22 protein-coding genes and 2 tRNA genes are annotated in these 24,602 nt (G+C 34.1%); 18 read left to right on the top strand and 6 right to left on the bottom strand.

The genetic code is table 11. From position 1 onward, the window contains the following. Positions 1-201 precede the first annotated feature (201 nt). The 3 genes from AC061E_RS07685 to AC061E_RS07675 all read left to right on the top strand — a co-directional run bounded on the left by AC061E_RS07685 (position 202) and on the right by AC061E_RS07675 (position 1,352). Complete coding sequence (locus AC061E_RS07685; RefSeq protein WP_478285702.1) at positions 202-912, top strand: murein L,D-transpeptidase catalytic domain family protein; 711 nt, start codon at positions 202-204, stop codon at positions 910-912. A 252-nt stretch (positions 913-1,164) separates the two neighbouring features. After that, positions 1,165-1,237 (top strand) — tRNA-Gly (locus AC061E_RS07680). A 42-nt stretch (positions 1,238-1,279) separates the two neighbouring features. Further along, positions 1,280-1,352: transfer RNA gene (locus AC061E_RS07675), tRNA-Gly, on the top strand. Between the two features lie 163 nt (positions 1,353-1,515). Here the strand turns inward: AC061E_RS07675 and pepE are convergent. Further along, a complete protein-coding gene (gene pepE, locus AC061E_RS07670) occupies positions 1,516-2,223 on the bottom strand; it encodes a dipeptidase PepE (protein WP_478285701.1) in 708 nt (235 codons plus the stop codon). A 180-nt stretch (positions 2,224-2,403) separates the two neighbouring features. On the opposite strand from pepE, the gene AC061E_RS07665 reads away from it, so the two are divergent. The 9 genes from AC061E_RS07665 to AC061E_RS07625 all read left to right on the top strand — a co-directional run bounded on the left by AC061E_RS07665 (position 2,404) and on the right by AC061E_RS07625 (position 9,981). Continuing rightward, positions 2,404-3,126 carry a hypothetical protein gene (locus tag AC061E_RS07665; protein ID WP_478285700.1) on the top strand — a complete coding sequence of 241 codons (723 nt, stop codon included), beginning with the start codon at positions 2,404-2,406 and terminating at the stop codon, positions 3,124-3,126. Next, positions 3,116-3,844, top strand: coding sequence for a peptidase associated/transthyretin-like domain-containing protein (locus tag AC061E_RS07660; RefSeq protein ID WP_478285699.1), 729 nt, complete (start codon positions 3,116-3,118; stop codon positions 3,842-3,844). The genes AC061E_RS07665 and AC061E_RS07660 overlap by 11 nt, the downstream gene beginning before the upstream one ends. After that, complete coding sequence (locus tag AC061E_RS07655) at positions 3,831-4,553, top strand: BamP family beta-assembly machinery protein (protein ID WP_478285698.1); 723 nt, start codon at positions 3,831-3,833, stop codon at positions 4,551-4,553. Before AC061E_RS07660 ends, AC061E_RS07655 begins: the two co-directional genes overlap by 14 nt. Beyond that, entirely contained in the window at positions 4,540-5,301 is a 762-nt protein-coding gene (locus AC061E_RS07650; RefSeq protein ID WP_478285697.1) for a peptidase associated/transthyretin-like domain-containing protein, read from the top strand. Before AC061E_RS07655 ends, AC061E_RS07650 begins: the two co-directional genes overlap by 14 nt. A gap of 26 nt (positions 5,302-5,327) precedes the next feature. Beyond that, positions 5,328-6,077 (top strand): BamP family beta-barrel-assembly machinery protein, encoded by a 750-nt coding sequence (gene bamP / locus AC061E_RS07645; RefSeq protein ID WP_478285696.1) that lies wholly within the window; start codon positions 5,328-5,330, stop codon positions 6,075-6,077. Continuing rightward, complete coding sequence (locus AC061E_RS07640; RefSeq protein WP_478285695.1) at positions 6,074-6,577, top strand: DUF6702 family protein; 504 nt, start codon at positions 6,074-6,076, stop codon at positions 6,575-6,577. The genes bamP and AC061E_RS07640 overlap by 4 nt, the downstream gene beginning before the upstream one ends. A 63-nt stretch (positions 6,578-6,640) precedes the next feature. Then, positions 6,641-8,884 carry a M1 family metallopeptidase gene (locus tag AC061E_RS07635; protein ID WP_478285694.1) on the top strand — a complete coding sequence of 748 codons (2,244 nt, stop codon included), beginning with the start codon at positions 6,641-6,643 and terminating at the stop codon, positions 8,882-8,884. Between the two features lie 123 nt (positions 8,885-9,007). Continuing rightward, on the top strand, positions 9,008-9,409 hold the full coding sequence (locus AC061E_RS07630) for a Sec-independent protein translocase subunit TatA/TatB (protein ID WP_478285693.1): 402 nt from the start codon (positions 9,008-9,010) through the stop codon (positions 9,407-9,409). After that, positions 9,409-9,981: a phosphatase PAP2 family protein gene (locus tag AC061E_RS07625; protein WP_478285692.1), complete on the top strand. Its 573-nt coding sequence runs from the start codon at positions 9,409-9,411 to the stop codon at positions 9,979-9,981. Before AC061E_RS07630 ends, AC061E_RS07625 begins: the two co-directional genes overlap by 1 nt. Before the next feature lie 142 nt (positions 9,982-10,123). On the opposite strand, the gene AC061E_RS07620 is transcribed toward AC061E_RS07625, so the two are convergent. Beyond that, a complete protein-coding gene (locus AC061E_RS07620; protein WP_478285691.1) occupies positions 10,124-10,765 on the bottom strand; it encodes an O-methyltransferase in 642 nt (213 codons plus the stop codon). A gap of 80 nt (positions 10,766-10,845) precedes the next feature. On the opposite strand from AC061E_RS07620, the gene rlmN reads away from it, so the two are divergent. After that, on the top strand, positions 10,846-11,889 hold the full coding sequence (rlmN, locus tag AC061E_RS07615; RefSeq protein WP_478285690.1) for a dual-specificity RNA methyltransferase RlmN: 1,044 nt from the start codon (positions 10,846-10,848) through the stop codon (positions 11,887-11,889). Positions 11,890-11,941: 52 nt separating this feature from the next. Here rlmN and AC061E_RS07610 read toward each other — a convergent pair whose 3' ends face one another. The 3 genes from AC061E_RS07610 to AC061E_RS07600 are packed head-to-tail and all read right to left on the bottom strand — an operon-like array spanning position 11,942 to position 17,545. Continuing rightward, positions 11,942-13,024 carry an alkaline phosphatase family protein gene (locus tag AC061E_RS07610; RefSeq protein ID WP_478285689.1) on the bottom strand — a complete coding sequence of 361 codons (1,083 nt, stop codon included), beginning with the start codon at positions 13,022-13,024 and terminating at the stop codon, positions 11,942-11,944. An 11-nt stretch (positions 13,025-13,035) separates the two neighbouring features. Beyond that, positions 13,036-14,445 carry a SusD/RagB family nutrient-binding outer membrane lipoprotein gene (locus tag AC061E_RS07605; RefSeq protein WP_478285688.1) on the bottom strand — a complete coding sequence of 470 codons (1,410 nt, stop codon included), beginning with the start codon at positions 14,443-14,445 and terminating at the stop codon, positions 13,036-13,038. A 10-nt stretch (positions 14,446-14,455) separates the two neighbouring features. Further along, positions 14,456-17,545 carry a SusC/RagA family TonB-linked outer membrane protein gene (locus AC061E_RS07600; protein WP_478285687.1) on the bottom strand — a complete coding sequence of 1,030 codons (3,090 nt, stop codon included), beginning with the start codon at positions 17,543-17,545 and terminating at the stop codon, positions 14,456-14,458. Between the two features lie 195 nt (positions 17,546-17,740). Here AC061E_RS07600 and AC061E_RS07595 point away from each other — a divergent pair, with 195 nt between their 5' ends. The 5 genes from AC061E_RS07595 (at position 17,741) to dnaG (ending at position 23,920) form a co-directional block, all read left to right on the top strand. Then, positions 17,741-18,718, top strand: coding sequence for a polyprenyl synthetase family protein (locus AC061E_RS07595; RefSeq protein WP_478285686.1), 978 nt, complete (start codon positions 17,741-17,743; stop codon positions 18,716-18,718). 190 nt (positions 18,719-18,908) lie between these two features. Continuing rightward, positions 18,909-19,478 (top strand): RNA polymerase sigma factor, encoded by a 570-nt coding sequence (locus AC061E_RS07590; protein WP_144889339.1) that lies wholly within the window; start codon positions 18,909-18,911, stop codon positions 19,476-19,478. Further along, positions 19,465-20,190, top strand: a complete 726-nt coding sequence (locus AC061E_RS07585) for a hypothetical protein (RefSeq protein WP_478285685.1) — start codon at positions 19,465-19,467, stop codon at positions 20,188-20,190. The genes AC061E_RS07590 and AC061E_RS07585 overlap by 14 nt, the downstream gene beginning before the upstream one ends. Positions 20,191-20,217: 27 nt before the next feature. Then, complete coding sequence (locus AC061E_RS07580) at positions 20,218-21,813, top strand: hypothetical protein (RefSeq protein ID WP_478285684.1); 1,596 nt, start codon at positions 20,218-20,220, stop codon at positions 21,811-21,813. 130 nt (positions 21,814-21,943) lie between these two features. After that, complete coding sequence (gene dnaG, locus AC061E_RS07575; RefSeq protein WP_478285683.1) at positions 21,944-23,920, top strand: DNA primase; 1,977 nt, start codon at positions 21,944-21,946, stop codon at positions 23,918-23,920. On the opposite strand, the gene AC061E_RS07570 is transcribed toward dnaG, so the two are convergent. Beyond that, positions 23,917-24,546 (bottom strand): response regulator transcription factor, encoded by a 630-nt coding sequence (locus AC061E_RS07570; protein ID WP_086453011.1) that lies wholly within the window; start codon positions 24,544-24,546, stop codon positions 23,917-23,919. The two genes, dnaG and AC061E_RS07570, sit on opposite strands and share 4 nt — an antisense overlap. Between the last annotated feature and the right edge of the window lie 56 nt (positions 24,547-24,602).

Raw genomic sequence — 24,602 nt, 5'->3', positions numbered from 1 at the left:
AGGAAATTGGAAAACATTTTAAACAATAAGATTGCAAGTCAGTAAAAAGTGATGGTGAATTAAATGCAATTCATTTAACATATTCATTATCAAGTATTTTTTTAAATAAAATTATGTTAAACCCGTTCAAAGACATATTATTATTTGTAATTTTGCAAACCCAAAACAAATTATAACCCATAGACTCGAATGATATATACGATGCTACCTACTATTTTATTGCTTATATTTTCTTTATCAACACAAAAACCACGTTTTGTTGATAATATTAAAAGCAATCACAGCGTGTTTGCAAATAATGCAATACCCACCGAAAATTCTAAAATGGAACAAGTGTACCGAACATTACATTCGGACAAATTTTCATTGCCTAAACTAGAAAGCTTTACGGAGGCTCTCAAAGGTTACTATTCTTTCAAAGAGAAAGGAATTGTTCAAAAAGATATTCTTACTATCATTGATTTTAGTTTGTCATCTAATGTGAAAAGACTTTGGGTGATAAACATTGAGACCGGTGAAATTTTATATCATTCACTGGTAGCACATGGTCGCAACACCGGAGAAGAATATGCTTCTCAATTTTCTAATGCTTCAGAATCGTATAAAAGTAGTTTGGGTTTTTATGCCACGGGCGAAATTTATACCGGAAAACATGGTATGTCACTGCGTTTAGACGGTCTAGAAAAAGGAGTAAATGATAATGCTAGAGCACGTGGCGTTGTTATGCACGCTGCAGATTATGTATCGGATTCTTTTATAAAAAATAATCAACGCTTAGGCCGTAGCCAAGGATGTCCGGCTGTTCCCGCAGAAATGTCAAAGGAGATCATCAATACGATTCAAAATAAATCTTGTTTTTTTATTTATCATCCGTCAAGAGCAACAGTTTTTGGAAGTAAAAGCATTTCGTAATGCTTCATAAAAATAGGTAGGAACACTTATTGAGTAGTGTTTTTTATCTTATTGGTGCTTAAAACAGGTGTTTTTAAAATATTTTTTATAATTTTTTTTAAAGCTTTCAAGTGTTATAATAAATTCATATTAAATTATTTAGGGTTGTATTTTCTCTTTTATATAAAGGCTGAACGGTTGATAGCTTTGACTTTTTTTTAAAAAAACTTGCATTAAAGGAAACTTATTAAGTATATTTGCACCGTTGTTAATGCGAAAGTAGCTCAGTTGGTAGAGCTCCAGCCTTCCAAGCTGGTTGTCGCGAGTTCGAGCCTCGTCTTTCGCTCTAAGTTTCAAGTTTTACTTAGAAATTTTTTACTGTTATAATGCGAAAGTAGCTCAGTTGGTAGAGCTCCAGCCTTCCAAGCTGGTTGTCGCGAGTTCGAGCCTCGTCTTTCGCTCTAAAACCTCAAGCTTTTGTTTGAGGTTTTTTGTTTTAAGGTTGTGCTAGTCCCGAAGCTTCGGGATGTACCGTGAACGAAGAAATACGAGAAGCCCCGTCTTTCGCTCTTTGAAGCCGAAACTTTATGTTTCGGCTTTTTTTGTTTAAAAAATTTCTTTAAATTATTTAATGTAACTCAAGTCGGTTTCTGATTCAAGTTCTGTGGGAGTTTGATTTTGACCAAACAATCTTGCGGTTAAATTACCTTTCAAGGTTATTTTATCTCCTTTTACTTCTAGCCAGCTGCCTTCTCTCAATCCTAATACGGGAACCGAATTGTATGCGTGAAATTCCTTAATTCGAGTTTCGCGCGTTTCACCCATGTGAGTAGATGTTGTATCTGGATCAAGGTAATGCGGATTTAAATTAAACGGAATCATTCCTAAAGTTTTAAAACTAGGCGGATATACAATAGGCATGTCATTTGTAGTTTGCATGCTAAGTCCGCATATATTACTTCCTGCACTTGTGCCTAGATATGGTGTTCCTTTCTTAATAGCATCAGCAAGTGGTTGCATGATATTGTTCTTATATAATTGAGATACTAGAACAAATGTGTTTCCGCCGCCAGTAAAAATTCCTTGGGCGTCATTTATGGCTTTAAAAGGGTTTTCAAATTCTTCAATTCCTTTTACAGCAATATTAATTTTGGCGAAAGCCAATCTAACAATTGCTGTGTATTCCTCGTGAGTAATACCGCCAGGTCTAGCATATGAAATAAAAAGGATGCTATTACAATCCTTAAAATGTTTGGTTAAGGTAGGCAATAGATATTCTAAGTAACTTTGATGAGCAAGTGTTGAGGTACTTGCTATAATCATATTTTTCATTGTTCAGGTATTATTTTTTTATAAAGATATTAAAATCGTCTTTTTTAACTGTGATTTTTAATTAACATTTTTTTACCATCCTATTAGTAATTAATTTGCAAAGCATTACGATACTTTTACGGCGAATCAATACTTCTTTTTTAACGAATGTTTAAAGTGCTGTGCTTGCTTATAATTTTGATGACTACACAAATGGAGTCGCAAGAGATGCCTAGAATTGTTCTAAAGGGTTCGGTAATGGTGCAAGATGATGTTTTAGAGGGTGTTGATGTTGTGAACAAAAAGACTAAAGAAACCACTCGTACTAATGCTCAAGGAAATTTTTCGATACTTGCAGCGGTTGGAGATACTTTGGTTTTTAATGGATTGCAAATGAAAGATATTTATTTTCCAATATCGGCACAGCAATTTCTTCAAGGATTTATATCGGTACAAGCAAACTTACGCTCGTATCAATTAAAGGAAGTTGTAGTTCAAAATGGAATCAATGCTAGAGCACTCGGAATTATCCCAAAAGGACAAAAGACGTACACTCCCGCAGAAAGAAAATTATATACTGCAACTGACTTGAACACTTCTCTAAATGCAGGATCAATGGCTGGTGGTTCAGTATCAGTAGATCCATTGCTCAACTGGATTTCCGGTAGAACAAAAATGCTGAAAAAGCAGTTGAATGCAGAGAAGAAGGAATTGTATATAATTCAAATAGAAAATTGGTTTACCAAGGAATATTTTATGACTAAGTTTCAAATACCAGCTTTGTACGTAAAAGGATTTGAATATTATTGCATAGAAAGCGATAGTTTTGTTGCGGCTTTAATCTCAAAAAATGTTGCATTAACTACTTTTTTGATGGGAGATTTAGCATTACAATATAAAGAAATTATAGCCCGTGAAAATTAAGAATACACTACTAATAGCGCTTGTAATCATTGTTCAATCAATGTATGGACAAGGAGTTACTATAAAAGAGATTAAGGGGAAAATCACAGCTGATTCTGTCGCTGTAGACCGCATTAATATTGTTAACCTTACTACCGAGAAAGCAACAACATCTGATGGCAACGGTTTTTTTACAATTCCTGCAAAAGAGGGTGACGTACTTGTTTTTACCGCTGTAAATCTAGAAGGACTCCGAAAGAAAATAGAGAAACAAGATCTTGAGCAAACGCTTTTGTTGGTAAAAATGAATCCCAAAAGTATTGTTTTAAGGGAGGTTATTGTCAATGATAATAGTATTTCGGCAGAAAGTTTGCGTATTATTCCTTACGGTCAAAAAAAGTACACTCCCGCAGAGCGAAAGATGTATACGGCAACCTCTGGTGGAGGAATAGATGGGTTACTTAACACCATTTCTGGACGCAAGGCTATGCTGAAAAAAGAAATGATTGTGGAGAAAAAGGAACAACTATTGGCCAGGTTTGCCAACTTTTTTGAAGATAAATATTATATAGAGACTTTGAAAATTCCTCAGGAACATATTTTAGGATTCCAGTATTATTGTGTTGATGATGTTGACTTTGCAGCTGCACTTGCTGCTAAAAATAAATGGAAGGCCATGTTTTTAATATCCAAATTAGCTCAAAATTACAACGAAATCATAGCTCTTGAAACAAAATAATAGCATAGCACTAATAGCAACATTACTTAGTATTTGTACTCAGGGACAGGTTATAAATGAAAAACTCCTAACAGGTAAAATTATAGCAAATGCAAAGCCTGCAGCTGGTGTTCATATCTTGAATATTGTTAATGAAAAAGAAACGGTAAGTGACAGTTTGGGAATTTTTAATATAATGGCAAAACCAGATGATCTTTTGGTTTTTACAGCGCCAAATTTAGAAATCCATAGACAAAGCATTGATGAAGAGGATATGCATCAAAAACGTTTAGATATTGAGATGTTTATAAAAGCAATTGAATTGCAAGTGGTTTATGTTAATGCTCACCCAGAAATTAATGCAAGGGCAATAGGTATAATTCCTAAAAATCAAAAAGTGGTAACGGCAGCGGAACGCGGTAGGTATTCCCAGCCCAATGGACCTCTCCAAGCAATAAAAATAATGATAACTGGTAAAAATCCTGCGCTTGATAATGCTCTTAAAGTAGAACGGAATATCGCAGCATTAAATAGGCTTGATGGGATTTTTCAGGATAACTATTATGTTGAAACCTTAAAAATCGACAAAGATTACATCAAAGGGTTTCAGTATTATTGTATAGAAGATGCAGAATTTAGTGCGTCTCTAAAAAGCAAAAACAAGTGGAAATTAATGTTCAGAATTGTAAAGCTCGCCGAAATTTATAATGAAATGAATGCGTCACAATAAGTTTAAAATAGTCTTTTGTGTTCTTTTTTTATTCCAAATGGTATTTGGTCAATCTACTGTTGAGAAGTTTTATGCTGGAAAAGTAATTGTAAGCAATCAGTTTACAGCAGGTGTAACCATTATCAATAAAAAATCAGGTTTGCAAGTAAGTACCAACCAAGATGGCTTATTTTCTATAACAGTTCATGTCAAAGATACTTTAGTTTTTGAAGCCGTTCATTTGCAAAAGAAGCAAAAAATAATCATAGATTCCGATTTAGAAAAAGCAGATGCTGTAATAGAGTTGCAACTTAAGAACACGGTGTTGAAAGAAGTTGTTGTCAATGGTAAAAAGATAGATGCTTACAGTTTAGGAATAGCGTCAAAAAATACTAAAAAGTTCACTCCTGCAGAACGAAAGTTACAAACAGCGGGCGATTGGAAACCCATCATGCTGTTGGGCCTATTAGGCGGTTCAATGGAATTAGATCCCTTGATCAATAAAATAAACGGAAGAACCAAACGCTTAAAAAAATTGATTGTTCTCGAAAAAAAAGAACTGAATATCAAATGGATTTCCGAGGAGTTTCAAGATGCCTTTTTTACAAATCAATTAGGAGTTAAACAGGAATATATCAGTGGGTTTAAATATTATTTAGTTGAAAATGATAACTTTACAAAAACACTACTCACTCGGGACAAAGATCAAATTATTTTTAGCATGATACCCTTGGCACAAGAATATAAAGATAAATTACAAGGCAACTGAAATAGCAATTTTGAAAAATCAATAATATGAAGCAGCTCTTACTTATTTGTATCCTTTTTGGTAACGTTTTGTGGGCTCAAAATAATGATAGAAAGCCATTGCATGCCCGGTTGATCAATGATTTTACCCTAGTAGATAATGGGTATGTTTTTAATTTGAATGCCAAGACTAAAACGTTTATCAGCAAGCAGGGTTTTTTTGATATTTTGGCTCAAGCCAAAGATACGCTGCTCATTTCCAGCTTAAATTTTAAGTCGAGAAAAATCATTGTTTCTGAAAATGATTTTTTAAAGCCGCTCGCTTTATTTGATTTGGAATCGCAGTTGACGGCCTTAAAAGAAGTTGTGGTCAAAGGAAAGTTAGACCCAAAGCCTTCTTTGCCTAACACCCAAAAAATAGTTGACATGAAATTCATAAGCGATGAAAAATCAGCTGTCAAGAATAGCGCCATGCCATCGGATAGATCCATTGAAAACGGATTAGATTTTGTACGCGTTTTTAAAATGCTTAAAAAAGCATTCTCAAAGAAAAACGGAGAGGTGGCTGAGAGCAACAATACAGATACATTTCCTGAACTAGTTTTGTCTAGAATTGATGGTTATTTTTTTTCGAATACTTTAAAATTAGCACCAGATGAAGTCAATTTATTTTTGGATTATTGTAAAAACGATGCTGCTTCAAGTAAGTATTTAAAGGATACAGATACCTTTTTACTAATGGATTTTTTGGTTAACAAGAACAAAGAATTTAAAAGATTCACTACTTTTGAAAAATGAAAAAAATAATTACAAGAGTTCTTTTTGTAGTACTCATTCTCTCTATGTCATCTTTTGCGGCGCACAAATTTTATGTTGCCCTGTTTCAAGTAAATTATGTTTCTGAGAAAAAAATGATTCAAATCACGGCTCGTATTTTTGTAGACGATTTGAATAATGCCTTGGAAAAAAAGCACAATAGAAAAGTAAATTTAGGTTCAGAGCTTGAGACAGTTGATGATGTCTTGCTTTTAAAAAAATATCTTAATGAAAAGTGTATTATTAAAGTAGATGGACAAACCAAAGTTATAAATTTTGTTAGCAAAGAGATGGAAGGGGATGTGCTTATTTGTTATTTGAGTATCAAAGAAATCAAAAAAATGAAGGCACTAGATATATATAATGCAGTATTGACACAAAATAATGCTGAGCAACAAAATATTATGCATTTTAATGTTTTAGGAGTCAAAAACACTCTTTTATTTACCGCATCAATATCAAAAGGAGTGTTAAAATATTAATTTGTACCTTTTTAAATAAAAAAAATATTATTTTCACACATTGAAATAACCAGATTTCCAACTATGAAGAAATTATCCTTATTCTTGCTGCTTCCTGCAATGCTATTTGCTCAAGAGAAAACGGCACCTGTAACTCCTAAGCAAACAGGGAGATATGACAACAACAAATTTAGCCAGATGTATGATGTATTGGCAACGCCAAACATGTTTCGTACTGCATCTGGAGCGCCCGGACCTGCTTACTATCAGCAACAAGCCGATTATAAAATTAACATTGAACTAGACGATAAAAAATCACGATTGACAGGTTCAGAAACCGTGACTTATTCAAACAACTCACCAGATACTTTAGAGTATTTATGGGTTCAATTAGATCAAAATCAAGCTGCTAAAAACTCGCAAACACCATTGGCTGATAGCCAAAGAATGGAGCAAGTTTTTCCAGCGGGAAGTTTTGCTACTAAGTTTTTAAAAGAACCAGCAGAACGAGGTTTTAATATTGAGCAGGTAAAAGATGCAAAAGGAAATCCTTTATCATACACGATCAATCAAACCATGATGCGTATTAACTTGGCATCACCATTAAAACCGGGAGAAAAATTTTCTTTTTCTATCAACTGGTGGTACAACATTAATAATTACAGACTAGAAGGAGGTCGTTCGGGATATGAATTATTTGAAAAAGAAGGCAACAAACTATATGTAATTGCTCAGTTTTATCCAAGAATGGCGGTATACAATGATGTTGAAGGATGGCAAAACATGCAGTTTTGGGGTACAGGAGAGTTTACATTGCCATTTGGTAATTTTGATGTAAATATAACAGTTCCAGCTGATCACGTAATGGAAGCAACAGGAGAGTTAACCAATAGAAGCGAAGTCTTTACTGCGGAGCAAGTGAAAAGATACGAATTGGCAACAAAATCATATGATAAGCCAGTGGTTATTGTAACGCAGGCAGAAGCTGAGGCGGCTGAAAAAGGTTTCTCAGACAAAAAGAAAACATGGAAATTCAGTGCTAAAAACGTTAGAGATTTTGGTATTGCAACTTCTAGAAAATTCATTTATGATGCCATGGCGGTTAAACTAAATGATAAAACCGTATTGGCTGTTTCGGTTTACCCAAAAGAAGCCAATCCATTGTGGGGAGAAACTTCAACTAGAACAGTAGCGCATACTTTAAAGAGCTATTCAGCACATACTTTTGATTATCCTTACCCAAAAGCAGTTTCAGTTTCAGCAGAAGATCAAGGGATGGAATACCCAATGATTTGCTGGAATTACGGGCGTCCTGATGAAAAAGGTGTTACAAGTGATCGTATTAAAAACGGAATGATAGGTGTTGTAATTCATGAAGTAGGACACAACTTTTTCCCAATGATCGTAAACTCTGATGAGCGTCAATGGTCTTGGATGGATGAAGGATTGAATACTTTTATGCAATATATGGCTGAGCAAGAAATGAATGTTAATTTCCCTTCAAGCCGCGGACCAGCAAGTAAAATAGTTCCTTACATGAGTGGTGATCAAAAATTCTTAGAGCCAATCATGTCAAATTCTGAAACCATAGTTCAATTTGGAGCTAATGCCTATGGAAAACCTGCTACAGGATTAAACATTCTTAGAGAAACCATTATGGGTAGAGAATTGTTTGACCATGCGTTTAAGGTGTATGCAAACAGATGGAAATTCAAGCACCCAACTCCTGAGGACTTTTTTAGAACGATGGAAGATGCTTCGGCAGTTGATTTAGACTGGTTTTTCAGAGGTTGGTTTTATTCCGCTGATTTTGTAGATATCGGTGTAAAAGAGGTAAAACAATATTATGTATCAGAAACGGCAACAAAAGAGTTGAAAGATGCCGTAGTTCGTAGAGGGCGTTTTGGTCAAGAAAAAGGACCATTCGTATACTTAGTTCCAGCAACAAGTGAGGAATTGGCTGCGAAAGACAAAAAAGCATTGGCTATTAACGAGGTAAGTTTATTATCTGAGTACGTAGAAAAAAACTTTACTACCGAGGAAAAATCAGCATTAAAAGCACCAAAATATTTTTACGAAGTAGAGTTTAATAAGCCAGGAGGAATGTTAATGCCAATCATTGTGGAGTTAACGTATGAGGATGACTCAAAAGAAACGTTTAAATACCCAGCTCAAATTTGGAGAAAAAACAATGACACTGCTAAGAAAGTATACGCAACAGATAAAGCGATCAAAAAAATTGTTGTAGATCCAAAATTAGAAACAGCTGATATTGATGTGACTAATAATACTTGGCCAAAAGAAGAAGTGAAATCAAAATTTGATTAATTACTTTTAAAATAAAATACAATACCCCCAAAAGCAACTGCTCTTTGGGGGTATTTTTATGAAATAATTAAAAGTCAACCATTCAAAAAGTAATATCTTTGTAACCATAAAAAATATAAAATTATGTTTGGTATAGGAGGAGGCGAATTAATTTTTATCATGTTTATTGTACTTATGCTTTTTGGTTCAGATAAGATACCAGAAATTGCTAGAACCATGGGTAAAGCAATGGCGCAGCTAAAAAATGCTACAAATGATATAAAAAGTGAAATTCAAAAGGGAGCAGAAACAAATGGTTTTGATGCCAAATCAATTTCTAACATAACAGGATCGATCAATAGCGAAATTAATAAAGCAAAAGAATCTATCTTGGGAGACACCTCTCCATTTGATTCTATTACATCAGGTGTAACGGATGAGATTACAAAAGTAAAAGACAGTTTTCTTGCCGAAACAAAGCCTGTTGAAGAGGCAACTTCTTCACTTGAAGATGAAATTACAGGACCTATAAAACGACAAAATTAATGCTAGAAAAACTACGTACACTTGATGTAGAACTTTTTGTTTATCTCAACAGCCTTGGCAATGAAACATTTGATTCTACATGGTTATTTTTGACCAAACAAATCAATTGGCTTCCCTTTTTTTTATTGTTATTGTTTTTGGTTTATAAAAAATTAGGAGGCAAACAAACCTTGTATTTGCTGCTATTTGTAGCGCTATTAATCACCTTTACAGATCAAACTACAAACGCTTTCAAAAATGGTTTTCAGCGTTTGCGACCTTGTAACAATCCAGATATTAATACGTTTATCAGGGTGGTTCAATCCAGAAGTTCGTACAGCTTTTTTTCAGGGCATGCCGCAAATTCTATGGCTGTTGCTAGCTTTTTATACTTTGTATTCAAAAGTAGAATCAAGTATCTTGGATTCTTGTTTCTTTGGCCTTTAGTTTTTGCGTACAGTAGGATTTATCTAGGCTTGCATTATCCATTAGACATACTCACGGGCTATTTCTTCGGCTTTGTTTTTGGATATCTAATACACCTTTTATACAAAAAAGTACAAAAGAAATATTTCCCTCAGGAGCTTTCATAACTCTTTGTATTTAGGAACTTTTTCCTGCTATCCGCTGTATTCCCGATCAAAAAAACTACGGCAAAAAGAGCCTTGTTTTTTAAGATCGGGAGATGCCGCTTCTATCAGGGCTAGGGTATTTGTTTTCAGTAGAATTTTTAAACTAAAGAACTCTGCTTACCGTTAAACCATCACGAATAGGCAGTAAAACGGTCTCTACTCTTGGATCTGTTGCTAATAAACGATTGAATTCTAGTAATATTTTTGTACTTAAATCTTTAGGATTCAGGGGTTCTAAAACCTTTCCGCTCCATAAAACATTATCAGATAGAATAATCCCTCCTTTATTCATTTTGGGTAAGATCAATTCAAAATAGTTCAAGTAGTTTTCTTTATCAGCATCAATAAAAACCAAATCAAATTTTAAGTCAATCGTTGGGATAATGTCAACTGCTTCGCCGAGATGTTGAACAATTTGTTCTCCCCAAGGCGATTTGTCAAAATGTTTCCGTTGAAAATCAACTAGTTCTTCTTTGATGTCAATCGTGTGCAATTGTCCGTTTTCTTGCATGCCTTCGCACAAACACAATGCTGAATAACCAGTATAGGTTCCAATTTCCAGAATATTCAAAGGTCGAATCAATTTTGACAACATGCTCAAAACCCTGCCTTGAAAATGCCCGCTTAACATTCGCGGAAGCAAAATCTTTTGGTAGGTTTCTTTATTTAATGCTGCTAGTAAAGCAGGCTCTTTTTCAGAATGTTGCTCAATGTAATCTTCTAATTCTGGAGAAATGAAATGCATTATTTTAAATTTTTCACAAAATTACAAATAACCAAATTCACAAATAACGAAAACCTCAAAATACTTATTAACTTTGCAGCATGGAAATCGAAAAAAAAGATATAAGATCCCTTTCAAAAGAACAATTACGTGATTTTTTTGTTGCCAATAATGACAAAGCCTTTAGAGGAAATCAGGTATATGAATGGTTGTGGAGCAAAGGAGCGCACAGTTTTGAGGACATGACAAATGTTTCTAAGCAGACAAGAACTATGCTGGAAACACATTTTGTTATCAATCACATCAAAGTAGATACCATGCAACGCTCAGAAGACGGTACTGTAAAAAATGCGGTTCGGTTACACGATGGTTTAGTAGTAGAGTCGGTTTTGATACCTACAAATACACGAACAACCGCTTGTGTTTCGAGTCAAGTAGGGTGTAGTTTAGATTGTAATTTTTGCGCCACAGCGCGATTAAAAAGAATGCGTAACCTGGAACCTGCAGAAATTTATGATCAAGTAATTGCCATTGATAAAGAAAGTCGTCTGTATTACAATCATCCGTTGTCTAATATTGTTTTCATGGGAATGGGAGAGCCGTTAATGAATTACAACAATGTTTTGAAGGCCATTGAAATGATTACTTCCTCTGAAGGATTAGGGATGTCTCCAAAAAGAATTATGGTCTCAACTTCTGGAGTGCCTAAAATGATTAAAAAACTAGCCGATGACGATGTGAAATTCAAACTAGCTGTGTCATTACACTCGGCAATAGATGAAGTTCGTGCACGTATTATGCCTTTTAGTGCTAATTTTCCTTTAGCTGAATTACGGGAATCATTAGAATATTGGTACCGAAAAACCAAAAGCAAAATTTCCTATGAATATGTAGTTTGGAAAGGTATCAACGACAATAAAGAAGCGGTAGATGCATTGGTCAAATTTTGCAAATATGTTCCTTGCAAAGTGAATCTTATCGAATACAACCCAATTGATGATGGGGAGTTTCAACAAGCATCTGAAGAATCTATAAATGCCTATATAAAAGCACTTGAAGCATCCGGAATTGTGGTTAAAGTGCGTAGAAGTAGAGGTAAAGATATTGATGCTGCGTGCGGGCAATTGGCCAATAAAGAAGCATAAAAAAAGCTGTCCGAAAAGTAAATTTGGACAGCTTTTTTTTTGAGCAATTAATTTATTTTATTACTGAAGAGATTTCTTTCGCAATAGGATGATTGGCTTCAAATGTATATCCCATAATCTTAGCTATGGTTTGTGCAAATTGATCTTGATACAATTGATTTTCCTCTTTCATTTCCCCTTTTGCTTCAATTTTAGGTCCCATAGCAGCAAACCAAATTTCTGAAGCGTCTTTTATTTGTGGTCCATGACTTGTCCATTCTGCTTTTATAAGATCGCCTCTGCCATGATCTGTTGTAAATACTAAAGCCGTTTTGTCTTTGTATTGAGGATCGTTTTGTACAAATTCCCAAATCTCTTTGATCCAAGCATCCACTTGATGTGCTGCATCTAAATAGGAACGATAAAATCCAGCATGAGCCCACTCATCCGTTTCGCCATAAGAGATGTATAATACTTTTGGTTTGTTTGTTTTCAATTCTTCAAGAGCGCCATAATGTGTAAATACATCCAGACATTCCTCCTCGTGAAAAGGTTTAAATGAATCTGCTAGCATAGCATTAATTAATTTTTGTCTCTCTGTTGGTGTTTTTCCTCCTACCTTATCAAAAGCAGATACCACTGGAAAACCTGCTCTTTTTTCATTTAGGATATTATCAAAAGCATCCCAAGCCCCAAAAGCAGCAACTTTACCTTTTATCTTAGCTTGTTTGCTTAAGAATTCTAAAATAGTAATATTTGGATTTGCAGGATACTTATTTGAATTGATTAAAGTATCAGCGTAGCCTGTCATGATTTCGTTATAACCAGGATAACTAAACCAATAGGGATTGGCGTTATTTACTTTGTTACCAAGGGTTCTGTTACCATAAATTTGTCCTTTTTTAGCCAGAACAGACCACATAAAAGGCATTAATTTTTCTCTTCGTTCGTTTATATTTTCAGCCCAATATTTTTTATAAATATAAGCACTGTCGTTCTGATTGAATTTTTTGTCCTTAGCTAGACTTTCGTCCATTCCCTTGAAAGCCTCTTGCCATCTAAATCCATCAGTGGTGATGATAATGATGTTCTCTGCTTTTTGGGCTTGGGAATTCACCGCAACAAGAAGGATCAGAATTAATAATATTTTTTTCATCTTTATTTCTATTAAAAATTATCCCACCATACTTTCGCGTTAATATTGTCGCTTCCTCCTATTTTTTGTATCGCCTCGCTGTAATTTTCTTTGTTTACAGATTGCTCTAAACTTGGATATAAGATTCTTCTAGGTACTTTACCATTGTTTTTAGCTCCTGGACCTGCTTGAATAAAACTTGGTTTTCCAGTTCTTTTCCAGTCCAACCAAGATTCAATTCCTGTGTGGTATAAAGCTAACCATTTTTGGGTATATAGCACTTCATTTGTAGCGTTATATGGTGCTGTAACTGTCAAGTAATTATTTGGCATCGTTACATTCCATTGCCCGAAAGAAGCTGTTACTGCGGTATCATAGTACATTTTGGCTGATCCAGTTGTAATAAGATTGCGCTGGCTCGCTTCGGCTAACAAGAAGTTCAATTCACTATAGGTCATGAATAGAGAAGATATTTTTGTTTTCCCATAAAAATAATCTTCTGCTCTTCTAGAATATTTTGTTGGTTCCCCAATTTGATCTAGCGGTAATCCAGGTTTTAATCCTAAATGATTCGTTGTTCCTGCAATAGGATCAATCCATTCGTCTAGTCTAGGGTCATTATTTGCAATTAATGTATTCACTAAATTTGTGGAAGGAATCACAATATTGTAACCGTACAATCTATTCACTCCATCACTCATTGGTGAAATATTAGGATAGCTTCCTGAGTAAACATAATTCGCATTGTCAATATTCGATTGGAATAAAGGATATAGTGCTGGTTTAGTAATAATCTCATTTAATTTAGCGCTAACATTGACCTTGTTGGAAATTCGCATCAAGAGACGAACATGTAGTGAGTTACAGAATTTTTTCCATTTTAACATTTCTCCACCATATAATAAGTCTCCTTCTACTTTTGATTTAACATTTATCAAATCGTTTGCATTGTCTAAATTTAAAAGCAGTTGTTTATAGATAGCTTCTTGAGAATCATACTTAGGTTTTAATATTCCAGATTCTCCTTTTGAAGCTTCAGAATAGGGAGCGTAACCATAAGTGTCTGTAATAAGACTCATGGTATAGGTTTCAAGAACAAGACTAATGGCTTCGTAATTTTTGTCATTTAATGCGATGGCTTGTTTTTTGATATCATAGATATCGTTAAGCCATTTGTATAATCCCCAAAAACGGTTGTCAGCTCCCCAATCATAAACGTCTAGTTGGTTGTACTCATAGAAACCACCATATTGAGCGACGATGTCTCCAAAGTCATAGGAGTTGGTCACGTTACTATTGGCCAAGTTAAAAATAACGTTGGGTAGCATTTGCTTAGGTTGTGAAGCAGTGGGTTGATTTTTATTAGTGTTGATTTCTTCAAACCCGTCGGTGCAAGAAATACTAAGAGTTAATAGTACTATAAAGGCTAAGATTTTTTTCATGATAATTTTTTTAGAATGAAGCATTTAATTTGATTCCATAATTTCTGGATGATGGCAGTTGTAATACTTCGAATCCAGGTAGTAATGTACCGCCACTTATTGCTTGAGTTTCTGGGTCAATATTTGGAACTTTTGTCCAAAGTGCTAGATTGTTTCCAACTAATCCAATACTTAAATTTTGCATTTTTACCGCTTTGGTCCATTTGTCAGATATTCTGTAATTCAAACTTACCTCTCTCAGTTTTACATAAGAAGCGTCAAATGAATTGGCCTCAATGTTATCTCTACGATAAGCATTGTAGTAATACCAGTTTTCTGCACTCACAGAAGTTGTGTTTGGTCTGTATGATCCGTCTGTGTTTTGAACTACTCCGTTACCAATAATTCCTGTTTCTCTTCCTGGTAATGAAACGGCAAGGATTCCACTTTCCATTCCAATTGAATTGGTCATTGAATATATTTTACCACCTTGGCGTACATCTAATAATGCATTAAGATTGAAGTTTTTGTATTTAAGATTAGTGCTGAGGCCCAACATCCAATCTGGATTGTAGTTTCCTATTTTTTTGATTTTTGTATCTAAAATTGGGGAACCATTAGTATCGAAAACAATTTGATTGTCAGGACTTCTTAAATAACCACGACCGTACATGTCTCCCATTCTCTCGCCAACACGTGCTTCAATTGTGCCACCATTTGGACCTTGAGCAATGATGTAATTGTTAATTCCTGGAGTCAATTCTTTTACAGTACCACGGTTCTGAGTAAAATTAGCGTTAAGTGACCATTCAAAATTTTCTGTTCGAACAGGCGTGATTCCTAATCCTATCTCGATTCCTTTATTTTGTATTTTCCCTGCGTTGATTACATTCGAATTAAATCCAGAAGCTTGTGACACATCTAAACCTACGATTTGATTTTTAGAATCGGTGATGTAATAACTAGCATCTAACGTAATTCTTTTTTTGAAAAGCTGAGCTTCAACACCTACTTCATAGGATGTGGCAATTTCAGGCTTCAAATTACTGTTTAAAATAGTGCTAGGATTAGTCAATGTACCCGCTAAAGTTCCATTGTTGTATGTTTTTACTAATTTATAAGGATCAGTGTCGTTTCCTACAGAAGCTGCGTTTACTCTCAGTTTTAAGAAATCAATATTCTCATTCATTTCAAATAATGAAGTTGGAATAAAGCTTAATGAAGCAGAAGGATAGAAGTAAGAATTATTGTCTGCTGGAAGGGTAGAAGACCAGTCATTTCTAGCCGTTAGATCTAAATATAGAAAATCTTTGTATCCAATATTTGCGAAACTATACATGCTGTTAATGCGTTTTTTGTAAATATCTCTTGATGAAATAGGCATAACATTAATGTTTTGTAAATTGTAAATTCCAGGAATACTGATTCCTTGTCCTTCAATTTTACTTTCAGATGTGTATTGATTCATGCTGTTTGCTCCGTAGGATATTTTAACCGAAAAATCCCCAAAATTACGATCGTAACTCAACAACATATCAGCATTGTATTCTGTAAAACTAATCGTTTGTTCGCGGTACATTCCAGAAACATATCTTGAAGATCCAATTGGTCGTCTTGACCATCTAAAATCATTAGAATTGTCCATTCCTATTCTAGCCATGAACGAAAAGTTTTCATCGATTTGATAAGTAGAAGAAATGTTCCCAAAAAGACGCCCTTTTTTAAATGCATTAATATTTTCATACGCAATTTTAAAAGGATTATCTCCCCAACCAAACATGCTGTTTTGTCTCACATCTTTAACAATCCAGTAATCTTTAAGCCAATCTAAGTCTACATTGGTATGATTCCAAAGTAAATTATACATAATTCCTTGACTTCCGTAGCCTGTTACAGGAGTATTATCACTGGCGCTTTTTGTATAAGTAGCTACTGTGCTAATTTTCCATTTATCTGAAATAGAGTAATTCAGGTTAAGATTTATGTTTTCTCTTTTCAAATTAGAATTTGGTACGATATCCTCGCTGGAAGTTTTTCCATAGCTTAGCCTGAAATTAGTTTTTTCATCTGAACCAGAAATTGATACTGAGTTTGAAATCGAGTTTCCTTTTCTAAAAAAGTCATTTAAGTTGTATCTGAATTCAAATGGTAAAACTTGTCCTTGTCCTATTGAATATCCTGGACTTCCATTCTGTAATAAAGAAACTCCTGAGTCAAAACGGGGACCTAAGTTTGTATCTGCTCCAGGATCGTATACTTGTTTTGATCCCGCACCATAAACACCTTGAATTTCAGGTAAGCGCAATGCTTCGCTTGTCATGAAAGAAGAAGCGATTGAAACACCAAATCCTTTGCCTTTTTTACCAGATTTAGTAGTAATAACAATAACACCATTTGCTGCTCTAGAACCATAAAGTGCTGATGCGGCTGCACCTTTTAGTACGTTTACACTTTCAATGTTCTCTTGATTAATTTCTGAAGCACCATTGCCATAATCAGTTGGTAGGTTAGTCTGAGTAGTGGGACCGCCTCCTACACCATATACATTATTATTGATTGGAATACCATCAACTATAAATAAAGGTCCGTTATTATTGATGTTCAAAGATTTGTCTCCACGGATAGTAATTCTTGAAGAACTTGTGATTCCGTTTCCAGAGCCTGTAATTTGAACTCCAGATATTTTACCTGTTAAGTTGGATACAAAATTTGCCGAGTTTACTTTATTGATATCCTCTGATTTCAACTCTTGGGAAGCATATCCTAAAGCACGTTTATCTCTTTTAATTCCTAAAGCAGTTACAACAACTTCCCCTAGTGATATAGAATCGTCTTGTAATGTAACATTGAGATTTTGTTGGTTGTTTACTACTACTTCTTTAGAAATAAAACCCATATAGCTAAAAACTAATGTCTTGCCTTGTTCGGTTTTAATGGTGTACTTTCCATTTTCATCTGCAATGGCTGCAGTTTTAGTTCCTTTAACTAAAACAGTTGCCCCAGTAAGCGGGAATCCGGATAAATCGGTTACTTTTCCTGATATTGCATTAGTTTGCGCAGTAGTTATATGTACGCAAAATAGAAGTAAAAGAAAGAGCAGATTTTTTCTTAAAATTTTCATTGGTTTGTTGTTTTATTTTGTTTTGCAAACTTAGAAGGGAGGAATCTTCAAGTGATTAAGGGAACTTTAACAAAAACCGTAATAGGATTAAGGATAGGTTAGCAATGTTAGGAGTACGTTTTTTTTAGAATTGGAATACTAAAATTAGTTTTTAGCGTATTTATATTTACTAAAAGACGTAACTTTGATTTCTTAATGAATGTCACCTCTCAAATAAAACAGCCCATCTTAAAAGAAATGGAACTTTTTGAAAAAAAGTTCTATGAATCTATGACTTCGCAAGTGGCTTTACTCAATAGAATTACCTATTATATAGTAAACCGAAAGGGGAAACAAATGCGTCCTATGTTTGTTTTTCTTACTGCAAAAATGGTTGCAAATGGCTTGGTAAATGAGCGCACTTATCGTGGTGCTTGTGTGATAGAGCTTATACATACTGCTACACTGGTTCACGATGATGTAGTGGATGATAGTAATCGCCGAAGAGGTTTTTTCTCTTTAAACGCATTATGGAAAAATAAAATTGCTGTTTTAGTAGGTGATTATTTGTTGTCAAAAGGCTTGTTGCTTTCTATTGATAACGGTGATTTTGATTTACTTAGAATCATTTCTGTCGCTGTACGCGAAATGAGCGAAGGGGAATTACTTCAAATTGAAAAAGCCCGTAGACTGGATATCACTGAAGATATTTATTACGAAATTATTCGAAAAAAGACAGCTACTCTTATAGCTGCTTGTTGTGCTCTTGGAGCAAAATCTGTTATTGAAGATGAGCTGCAAGTCGAGAAAATGCGAAAGTTTGGAGAACTTATAGGTATGGCTTTTCAAATCAAAGATGATTTATTTGATTACACTGATGAAGCCATTGGTAAACCAACCGGAATTGATATCAAAGAGCAAAAAATGACTTTGCCTCTTATCAATGTTTTAAATACTTGTACCCCAAAAGAGAAAAGTTGGCTTATCAATTCGATAAAAAATCACAACAAAGACAAAAAACGCGTTAAAGAGGTTATTGCATTTGTGAAAAACAACAATGGTTTGGTTTATGCTGAAGCAAAAATGGTTGCTTTTCAACATGAAGCACTTTTATTACTTCAAGATTTCCCTGAATCCGATTATAAAAGCGCCCTAATTTTAATGGTCAACTACGTTATCGAAAGAAAGAAATAATTTTTTAAAATATTTTATCTTCTTAACTATTGATTTTGCTGTTTTTTTTGATTTATAAAATTTCAAATTAAAAAAAAATTAGATGCCATGCAACCTTTTTATATCGAAAAGCGTCTATGTAAATAGAGAGTCTTCATTATTCAATAAGATATTTTGAAATGCTATTGAAATTTATTTTACTCTTTAATTTATGAAAGTAATCAACTTACATCACGAGGAAAAGGAATTAATTCGGTTGGCTGTCGATAATAATCGACAAGCGCAACAGCAAATTTATACCCAGTTTTCTCCAAAAATGCTAAGTGTTTGCCGTCAATACATAAAAGATATGCATCAGGCCGAAGACGTTATGATTACCGCTTTTATGAAGGTTTTTACCAATCTTAAAAATTACGAACACAAAGGAAGTTTTGAAGGCTGGATAAGGCGGATTATGGTCAATGAATGTATTTCTTTTATCAGAGTAAATAAAAAAATTAAATACATCGAAGATGATTTCGTAATCGGTCGCGATGAGGAAAGTTTTAATGCTATTGAAAGTCAATTATCTGTAGACGACATTCAATCTTTGATAGATAATTTGCCAGATGGTTATAAAATGGTTTTTAATTTATTTGCGATAGAAGGATTTAAACACCATGAAATTGCAACCCTGTTGGGAATTAATGAAGGAACATCAAAGTCGCAATTATCTCATGCTAGAAAAATGCTGCAAGTACAAATTAGTACAATAAAAAATTATGAGTATGGAACCGAATAAATTTGAAATACAAATAAAAGAGCTGTTGAATGCTAGAGAAATCAAACCTTCGGCGATGGCTTGGGATAAACTCGACACAATGCTTTCTGAGACAGAAAAACAAAAAACTAAATTCCCATGGTTGTATGTGGCGGCAAGTTTTGTTGGTTTTCTACTTATTGGAACCCTATTTTTTGATCAAAAAGAAAGTGTGAATTTAAATCAAGACAATGGAGTTGTATTTCAAGATTCGAAAAAACAAGAAAATAACTTTACTACAGCCGATTCGTTACAAAATACAAATACACTGTCAAATGCTTTAAAACCTAACGTTCAAAAAGTCATTGTTACTCCTCAATACCAAGCTTCAACGCAGCAAAAATCATTGAAATTAGAAAAGAATGAACTGGCTGCAGCCCAAATTAAGAATTCTAAAAATGATAGTTTAACCATTTTAGTAGAAAATAATAATCTAAAAAAGGGTACTAAAAACAGGTATGTTTCAGCATCTGGATTGTTAGCAGAAGTGAGTAATACACAACTGGAGTCATCAACTAGTTTGCAAGTCAATCAAAAACCGATAAAAAGCACCACGGTTAATCCTCAGAATTTATTGTCGGATGTAGAAACAGAGATGAATCAAACCTTTAGAGAGTCGGCCATAAGCAAGTTTAATAAAAATTACAACGCCATAAAAACAGTTTTGGCCAATAGAAATTACGAAAAAGAATAATCAATCATCAATCAAAAATCGAACATTATGCAAAAAATTATTTTAATCACAGTACTACTGTTATCGGCCTTTTTAACAAAAGTTAATGCGCAAGAAAAAGGAGTTTATAAAAATATTCTAGACTGGACATATTGGCAACCGGTGTCGCCAAATTATGAAATGAGTCTTGAAAAGAATTCCGAATTTAAAGAAGAAAATATCTTAACTATTAAGTCGGTTAAAAGTAAAATCAATGGTTTTGGAACAATCATGAAATCAATTAAGCCAGACTTGTATTTAGGAAAAACAGTAAAAATGTCGGGATATGTTAAATGTGATAATATTAAATCTTGGGCTGGCTTATGGATGCGAGTAGATTACTATGATGTGGCTGTTTTAGCGTTTGATAACATGCGAAGAAATCCCATAAAAGGCACAAAAGACTGGACAAAATATGAAATTGTGTTGCACGTACCAGCAGATGCAACTTCAATTTCTTACGGAGTTTTATTAGATGATACAGGTCAGGTATGGTTTAAAGACATAGCACTGGAAATAGTTGATGATACTACACCCGAAACTGGACTTACTAAGGGAAGAGACCACCAATCCATTGCATTTGAGACCAGAGCCAAAGCCATTGGTAACGAAATTAAATCAATAACAAGTTCAGAAAAAAATGCGTTAAAAAAAGAGATCGAACAAATTGATAAAGATCTCGATAATAAAGTAATTACGAAGGAACAAGCGGATGATTTAAAGTTAAAGAAAGCAGCCGTTCACGCCGCAAATATTGATTCTAAAGTTAGTGTTCAAGAAGAGAAACTCAACCAGTTGGTACAAGATAAAGTGGATGGAAAAGTGCAGGACGCTAAAGACACTAGAAGTGGTGGCAGAATGGTTATTTTTGGGACTAATTCTGAAGAGCTTGGACCAAATCAAACCGAATTTAATATTTCCTCTTTAAAAGTGTACAACGGACAATCTGATAAGGATGAACGCCAATCCAAAAGGACAACTTCACAATTTGTTTTTGCTGCAGGATTGAACAATGTTGTTACTGATGGCGAAGTTGAAAAATCAGATTTCAGGTATTTAGGATCTCATTTTTATGAAATTGGCGTTTCTTATAATTCTAGACTTTTAAACAATTCTAACCTATTGCATGCCAAGTACGGTTTATCAGTTATGTACAATAACCTTCGCCCTACAAACAACCGTAGTTTTGAGGTGAATGGCAATCAAACCAATTTGACAGTGAATCCTATTGAATTAAAAGATTCTAGATTTAGAAATGTGAGCTTGGTATTTCCGTTACATTTAGAATTTGATTTTACAAAGCCAGAGGTTAAGAACGATAAGACCTATTTTAAATCTCATCAGAGTGTTAGAGTAGGACTAGGCGGGTACGCAGGAGTAAACGTGAAAACAAAACAAATTTTACAATATGAAAATTCAGATTTAAAATCAACCGAAAAAACAAAAGGAGATTTTAACACTAGTGATTTTGTCTATGGATTGAGCACTTATGTAGGATATAAAGCTACAAGTTTATACTTGAAATACGATTTAAACCCATTGTTTAAAGACAATGCTGTCAAGCAAAACAATGTTTCATTAGGTTTGCGTTTTGATTTTAATTAATTGCTGATGGCATTTTAGCAGCATAAAAAAGCACTTTGTAAAGAAGTGTTTTTTTGTTTTTTAGATTGTGAATTATCCAATTTGATTTGTGTAATTTTACATTTTTCAATCCCTAAATATTTTATTCAACTTGATTTCAAAAGCTACAATTGATATTGTTTATGAAACTGCTCGTGTAGAGGAGGTTATTGGTGAATTTGTTCATTTAAAAAGAGCAGGAAGTAATTATAAAGGTTTAAGTCCATTCTCTGAAGAGCGTTCGCCATCATTTATGGTTTCTCCGGCCAAAGGAATCTGGAAGGATTTTAGTTCTGGAAAAGGCGGAAATGCTGTTGCTTTCTTGATGGAGCACTCTCATTTTACGTATCCAGAAGCCATTCGATACTTAGCCAAAAAATACAATATTGAAATTGAAGAAACAGAGCAAACAGATCAAGAAAAAGCACTCACAGATACCAGAGAAAGTATGTACTTGGTCTCGGAATTTGCCAAAACGTATTTCCACAATACACTTTTAAATTCCGAAGAGGGAAAAGCTATTGGATACTCTTACTTTAAGGAAAGAGGTTTTACAAATGAAACCATCAAAAAATTCAGCCTTGGATATTCACCTGAAAGTTGGGATGCGTTTACAAAAGAAGCTCTTGGTAAAGGGTATAAATTAGAATTTCTGGAAAGTACAGGACTTACAATTCCGAAAGAGGACAGACCTTTTGATCGCTTCAAGGGGCGTGTGATGTTTCCTATTGAGAGCATGTCCGGACGTGTCTTGGGTTTTGGAGGACGTATTTTAACCAATGATAAAAAAGCAGCAAAATACCTAAACTCACCTGAAAGTGAAATTTACCACAAGAGTAAAGTGCTATATGGTATTTATCAAGCCAAACAATCCATAGCAAAATTAAACAATTGCTACCTGGTTGAAGGATATACGGATGTGATACAATTCAATCAATCTGGTATTGAGAATGTCGTAGCATCATCAGGAACTGCCTTGACACCAGATCAAATTAGACTGATAAATAGATTGACAAAAAACATTACCGTTTTATTTGATGGTGATGCTGCGGGATTGCGCGCCTCTGTGCGTGGGATTGATTTGATACTTGAGGAAGGTATGAATGTCAAAGTATGTACTTTTCCCGATGGGGAAGATCCGGATAGTTTTGCAAAAAAAACGTTGTATGATGATTTAGTCTATTATCTTGAAAATAATTCTAAAGATTTCATCCAGTTCAAAGCATCGCTCTTAATGAATGAAGCCAAAAACGATCCAGTAAAAAAAGCCGACCTGATTCGGGATATGGTAGGGAGTATATCTAAAATTCCAGATCGAATTCAACGCGAAATTTACATTCAGGAATGTTCCCGAATTATGGATATTTCAGAGCAAGTATTACAAAGTACTCTGGCACAATTATCTCAAAAAGAAGTTGCCGAGGTTGGAAAAAAACAAAAACAAGAGCAACAAGCTTTTGAAATTGTTAAAAACGAAAATCCAATTGCTGCCGTTAAAGTTGATGTGTTAAATCGATTGGAACGTAAAATAATTGAAATTTTACTGTTGTATGGCAATCTAGAAGAAGAATTTGAAGATGTTTTTTTGCGTACAAATGCAGAAGGAGAAATTGAAACTGTTTCAGAAAAAAGAAATTATAAGGTTTACCAACGTATTTACCTCAGTTTGCAAGAGGATGAGGTGCAACTTGCTAATCCATTATTTAGAGCAATTTACAATGATCTTATAGCGTTTTATAATGAGAATGAATCCTTTAGTATGGAACAGTATTTAATGCGATTGGATGTTGACTTTGCCCAAGAAGTAACAGATATTTTAATGGAAGATGAGCAACTCGTTCTTCATGATTGGGTAGGTCAAAATATTTTTCCAAAAACTAAAAATGAAACAATAGGTCAAGAGGTTTCAGAGACCATTTTAACGCTTCGTTGGTATCTTGTGGGAAGTATTATTGAAGAATTAAAAAGCTCCATATCATCTGAACCAAATTCAGATAATACAGAGCCTTTATCATTAGTTATGGATTATAATATTTTAATCCATTCTTTTTCAAAAAAATTAGGTCGTGTAATGTCAAGATATTACTAAACGATTTCTAATTTTTTTGCTTTGTCTACTAAATCAACCAGATTGGTTACATTTAGTTTAGTTAATAAACGTAACTTGTAAGTACTGATTGTTTTTTCATTCAGGTTTAAGATATCAGCAATTTCGTGATTCTTTTTCCCTCCACTCAAGTAGCGTAATACTTCAACTTCACGGTTAGAAAGTTTGCGATACAAACGCTCACTTTTAGTTTGTTTTGCAATCAAGGCTAAGTTTTTCTTCACGGTTTCATTCATGATGATCTTACCTTGCGATACTTTTACAATAGCAATTCCTAGTGTTTCTAACTTTTCGGATTTGTGCACAAAGCCAGATGCTCCGGCTTTAATGGCATTTGGTGCATAAATCTGTTCAGATAGACCACTGTATAAAATCACTTTTGTTTTTGGGAAATCTTTCAAGATTGTTTTGATCTCGAAGATGCTGGAAAGTCCTTCCAGGTCCAAATCTAGTACTAATACATCAATGTCTTTGGTTTGAAGTATATCTCGTACCATCAAGAAATTGCCCACATTGGCTACAATGGAGATGTCAGCATTATCTTTAAAGTAAGATTTTACTCCAAAATGCACAACAGGATAATTATCGGCTATACATACTTTAATCATAATTTTAAATTTTTTTGAATTGTTTGTTATTGGAAATGTAAAATTAATAAATAAAT

The sequence above is a fragment of the Flavobacterium sp. GNP011 genome, from assembly GCF_056428925.1.
The sequence above is the reverse complement of the archived record's forward strand: the minus strand, read 5'-3'. Positions and strand labels throughout refer to the sequence as shown.

What these genes read in the sequence shown, in the direction of transcription:
- AC061E_RS07685 (WP_478285702.1), top strand. Translation starts at nt 202, where the DNA reads ATGCTACCTACTATTTTATTGCTTATATTTTCTTTATCAACACAAAAA.
- AC061E_RS07640 (WP_478285695.1), top strand. Translation starts at nt 6,074, where the DNA reads ATGAAAAAAATAATTACAAGAGTTCTTTTTGTAGTACTCATTCTCTCT.
- AC061E_RS07665 (WP_478285700.1), top strand. Translation starts at nt 2,404, where the DNA reads ATGACTACACAAATGGAGTCGCAAGAGATGCCTAGAATTGTTCTAAAG.
- AC061E_RS07620 (WP_478285691.1), bottom strand. Translation starts at nt 10,765, where the DNA reads ATGCATTTCATTTCTCCAGAATTAGAAGATTACATTGAGCAACATTCT.
- AC061E_RS07650 (WP_478285697.1), top strand. Translation starts at nt 4,540, where the DNA reads ATGCGTCACAATAAGTTTAAAATAGTCTTTTGTGTTCTTTTTTTATTC.
- bamP (WP_478285696.1), top strand. Translation starts at nt 5,328, where the DNA reads ATGAAGCAGCTCTTACTTATTTGTATCCTTTTTGGTAACGTTTTGTGG.
- AC061E_RS07610 (WP_478285689.1), bottom strand. Translation starts at nt 13,024, where the DNA reads ATGAAAAAAATATTATTAATTCTGATCCTTCTTGTTGCGGTGAATTCC.
- AC061E_RS07570 (WP_086453011.1), bottom strand. Translation starts at nt 24,546, where the DNA reads ATGATTAAAGTATGTATAGCCGATAATTATCCTGTTGTGCATTTTGGA.
- AC061E_RS07585 (WP_478285685.1), top strand. Translation starts at nt 19,465, where the DNA reads ATGGAACCGAATAAATTTGAAATACAAATAAAAGAGCTGTTGAATGCT.
- AC061E_RS07625 (WP_478285692.1), top strand. Translation starts at nt 9,409, where the DNA reads ATGCTAGAAAAACTACGTACACTTGATGTAGAACTTTTTGTTTATCTC.
- AC061E_RS07605 (WP_478285688.1), bottom strand. Translation starts at nt 14,445, where the DNA reads ATGAAAAAAATCTTAGCCTTTATAGTACTATTAACTCTTAGTATTTCT.
- AC061E_RS07595 (WP_478285686.1), top strand. Translation starts at nt 17,741, where the DNA reads ATGAATGTCACCTCTCAAATAAAACAGCCCATCTTAAAAGAAATGGAA.
- pepE (WP_478285701.1), bottom strand. Translation starts at nt 2,223, where the DNA reads ATGAAAAATATGATTATAGCAAGTACCTCAACACTTGCTCATCAAAGT.
- rlmN (WP_478285690.1), top strand. Translation starts at nt 10,846, where the DNA reads ATGGAAATCGAAAAAAAAGATATAAGATCCCTTTCAAAAGAACAATTA.
- AC061E_RS07590 (WP_144889339.1), top strand. Translation starts at nt 18,909, where the DNA reads ATGAAAGTAATCAACTTACATCACGAGGAAAAGGAATTAATTCGGTTG.
- AC061E_RS07630 (WP_478285693.1), top strand. Translation starts at nt 9,008, where the DNA reads ATGTTTGGTATAGGAGGAGGCGAATTAATTTTTATCATGTTTATTGTA.
- AC061E_RS07635 (WP_478285694.1), top strand. Translation starts at nt 6,641, where the DNA reads ATGAAGAAATTATCCTTATTCTTGCTGCTTCCTGCAATGCTATTTGCT.
- AC061E_RS07580 (WP_478285684.1), top strand. Translation starts at nt 20,218, where the DNA reads ATGCAAAAAATTATTTTAATCACAGTACTACTGTTATCGGCCTTTTTA.
- AC061E_RS07600 (WP_478285687.1), bottom strand. Translation starts at nt 17,545, where the DNA reads ATGAAAATTTTAAGAAAAAATCTGCTCTTTCTTTTACTTCTATTTTGC.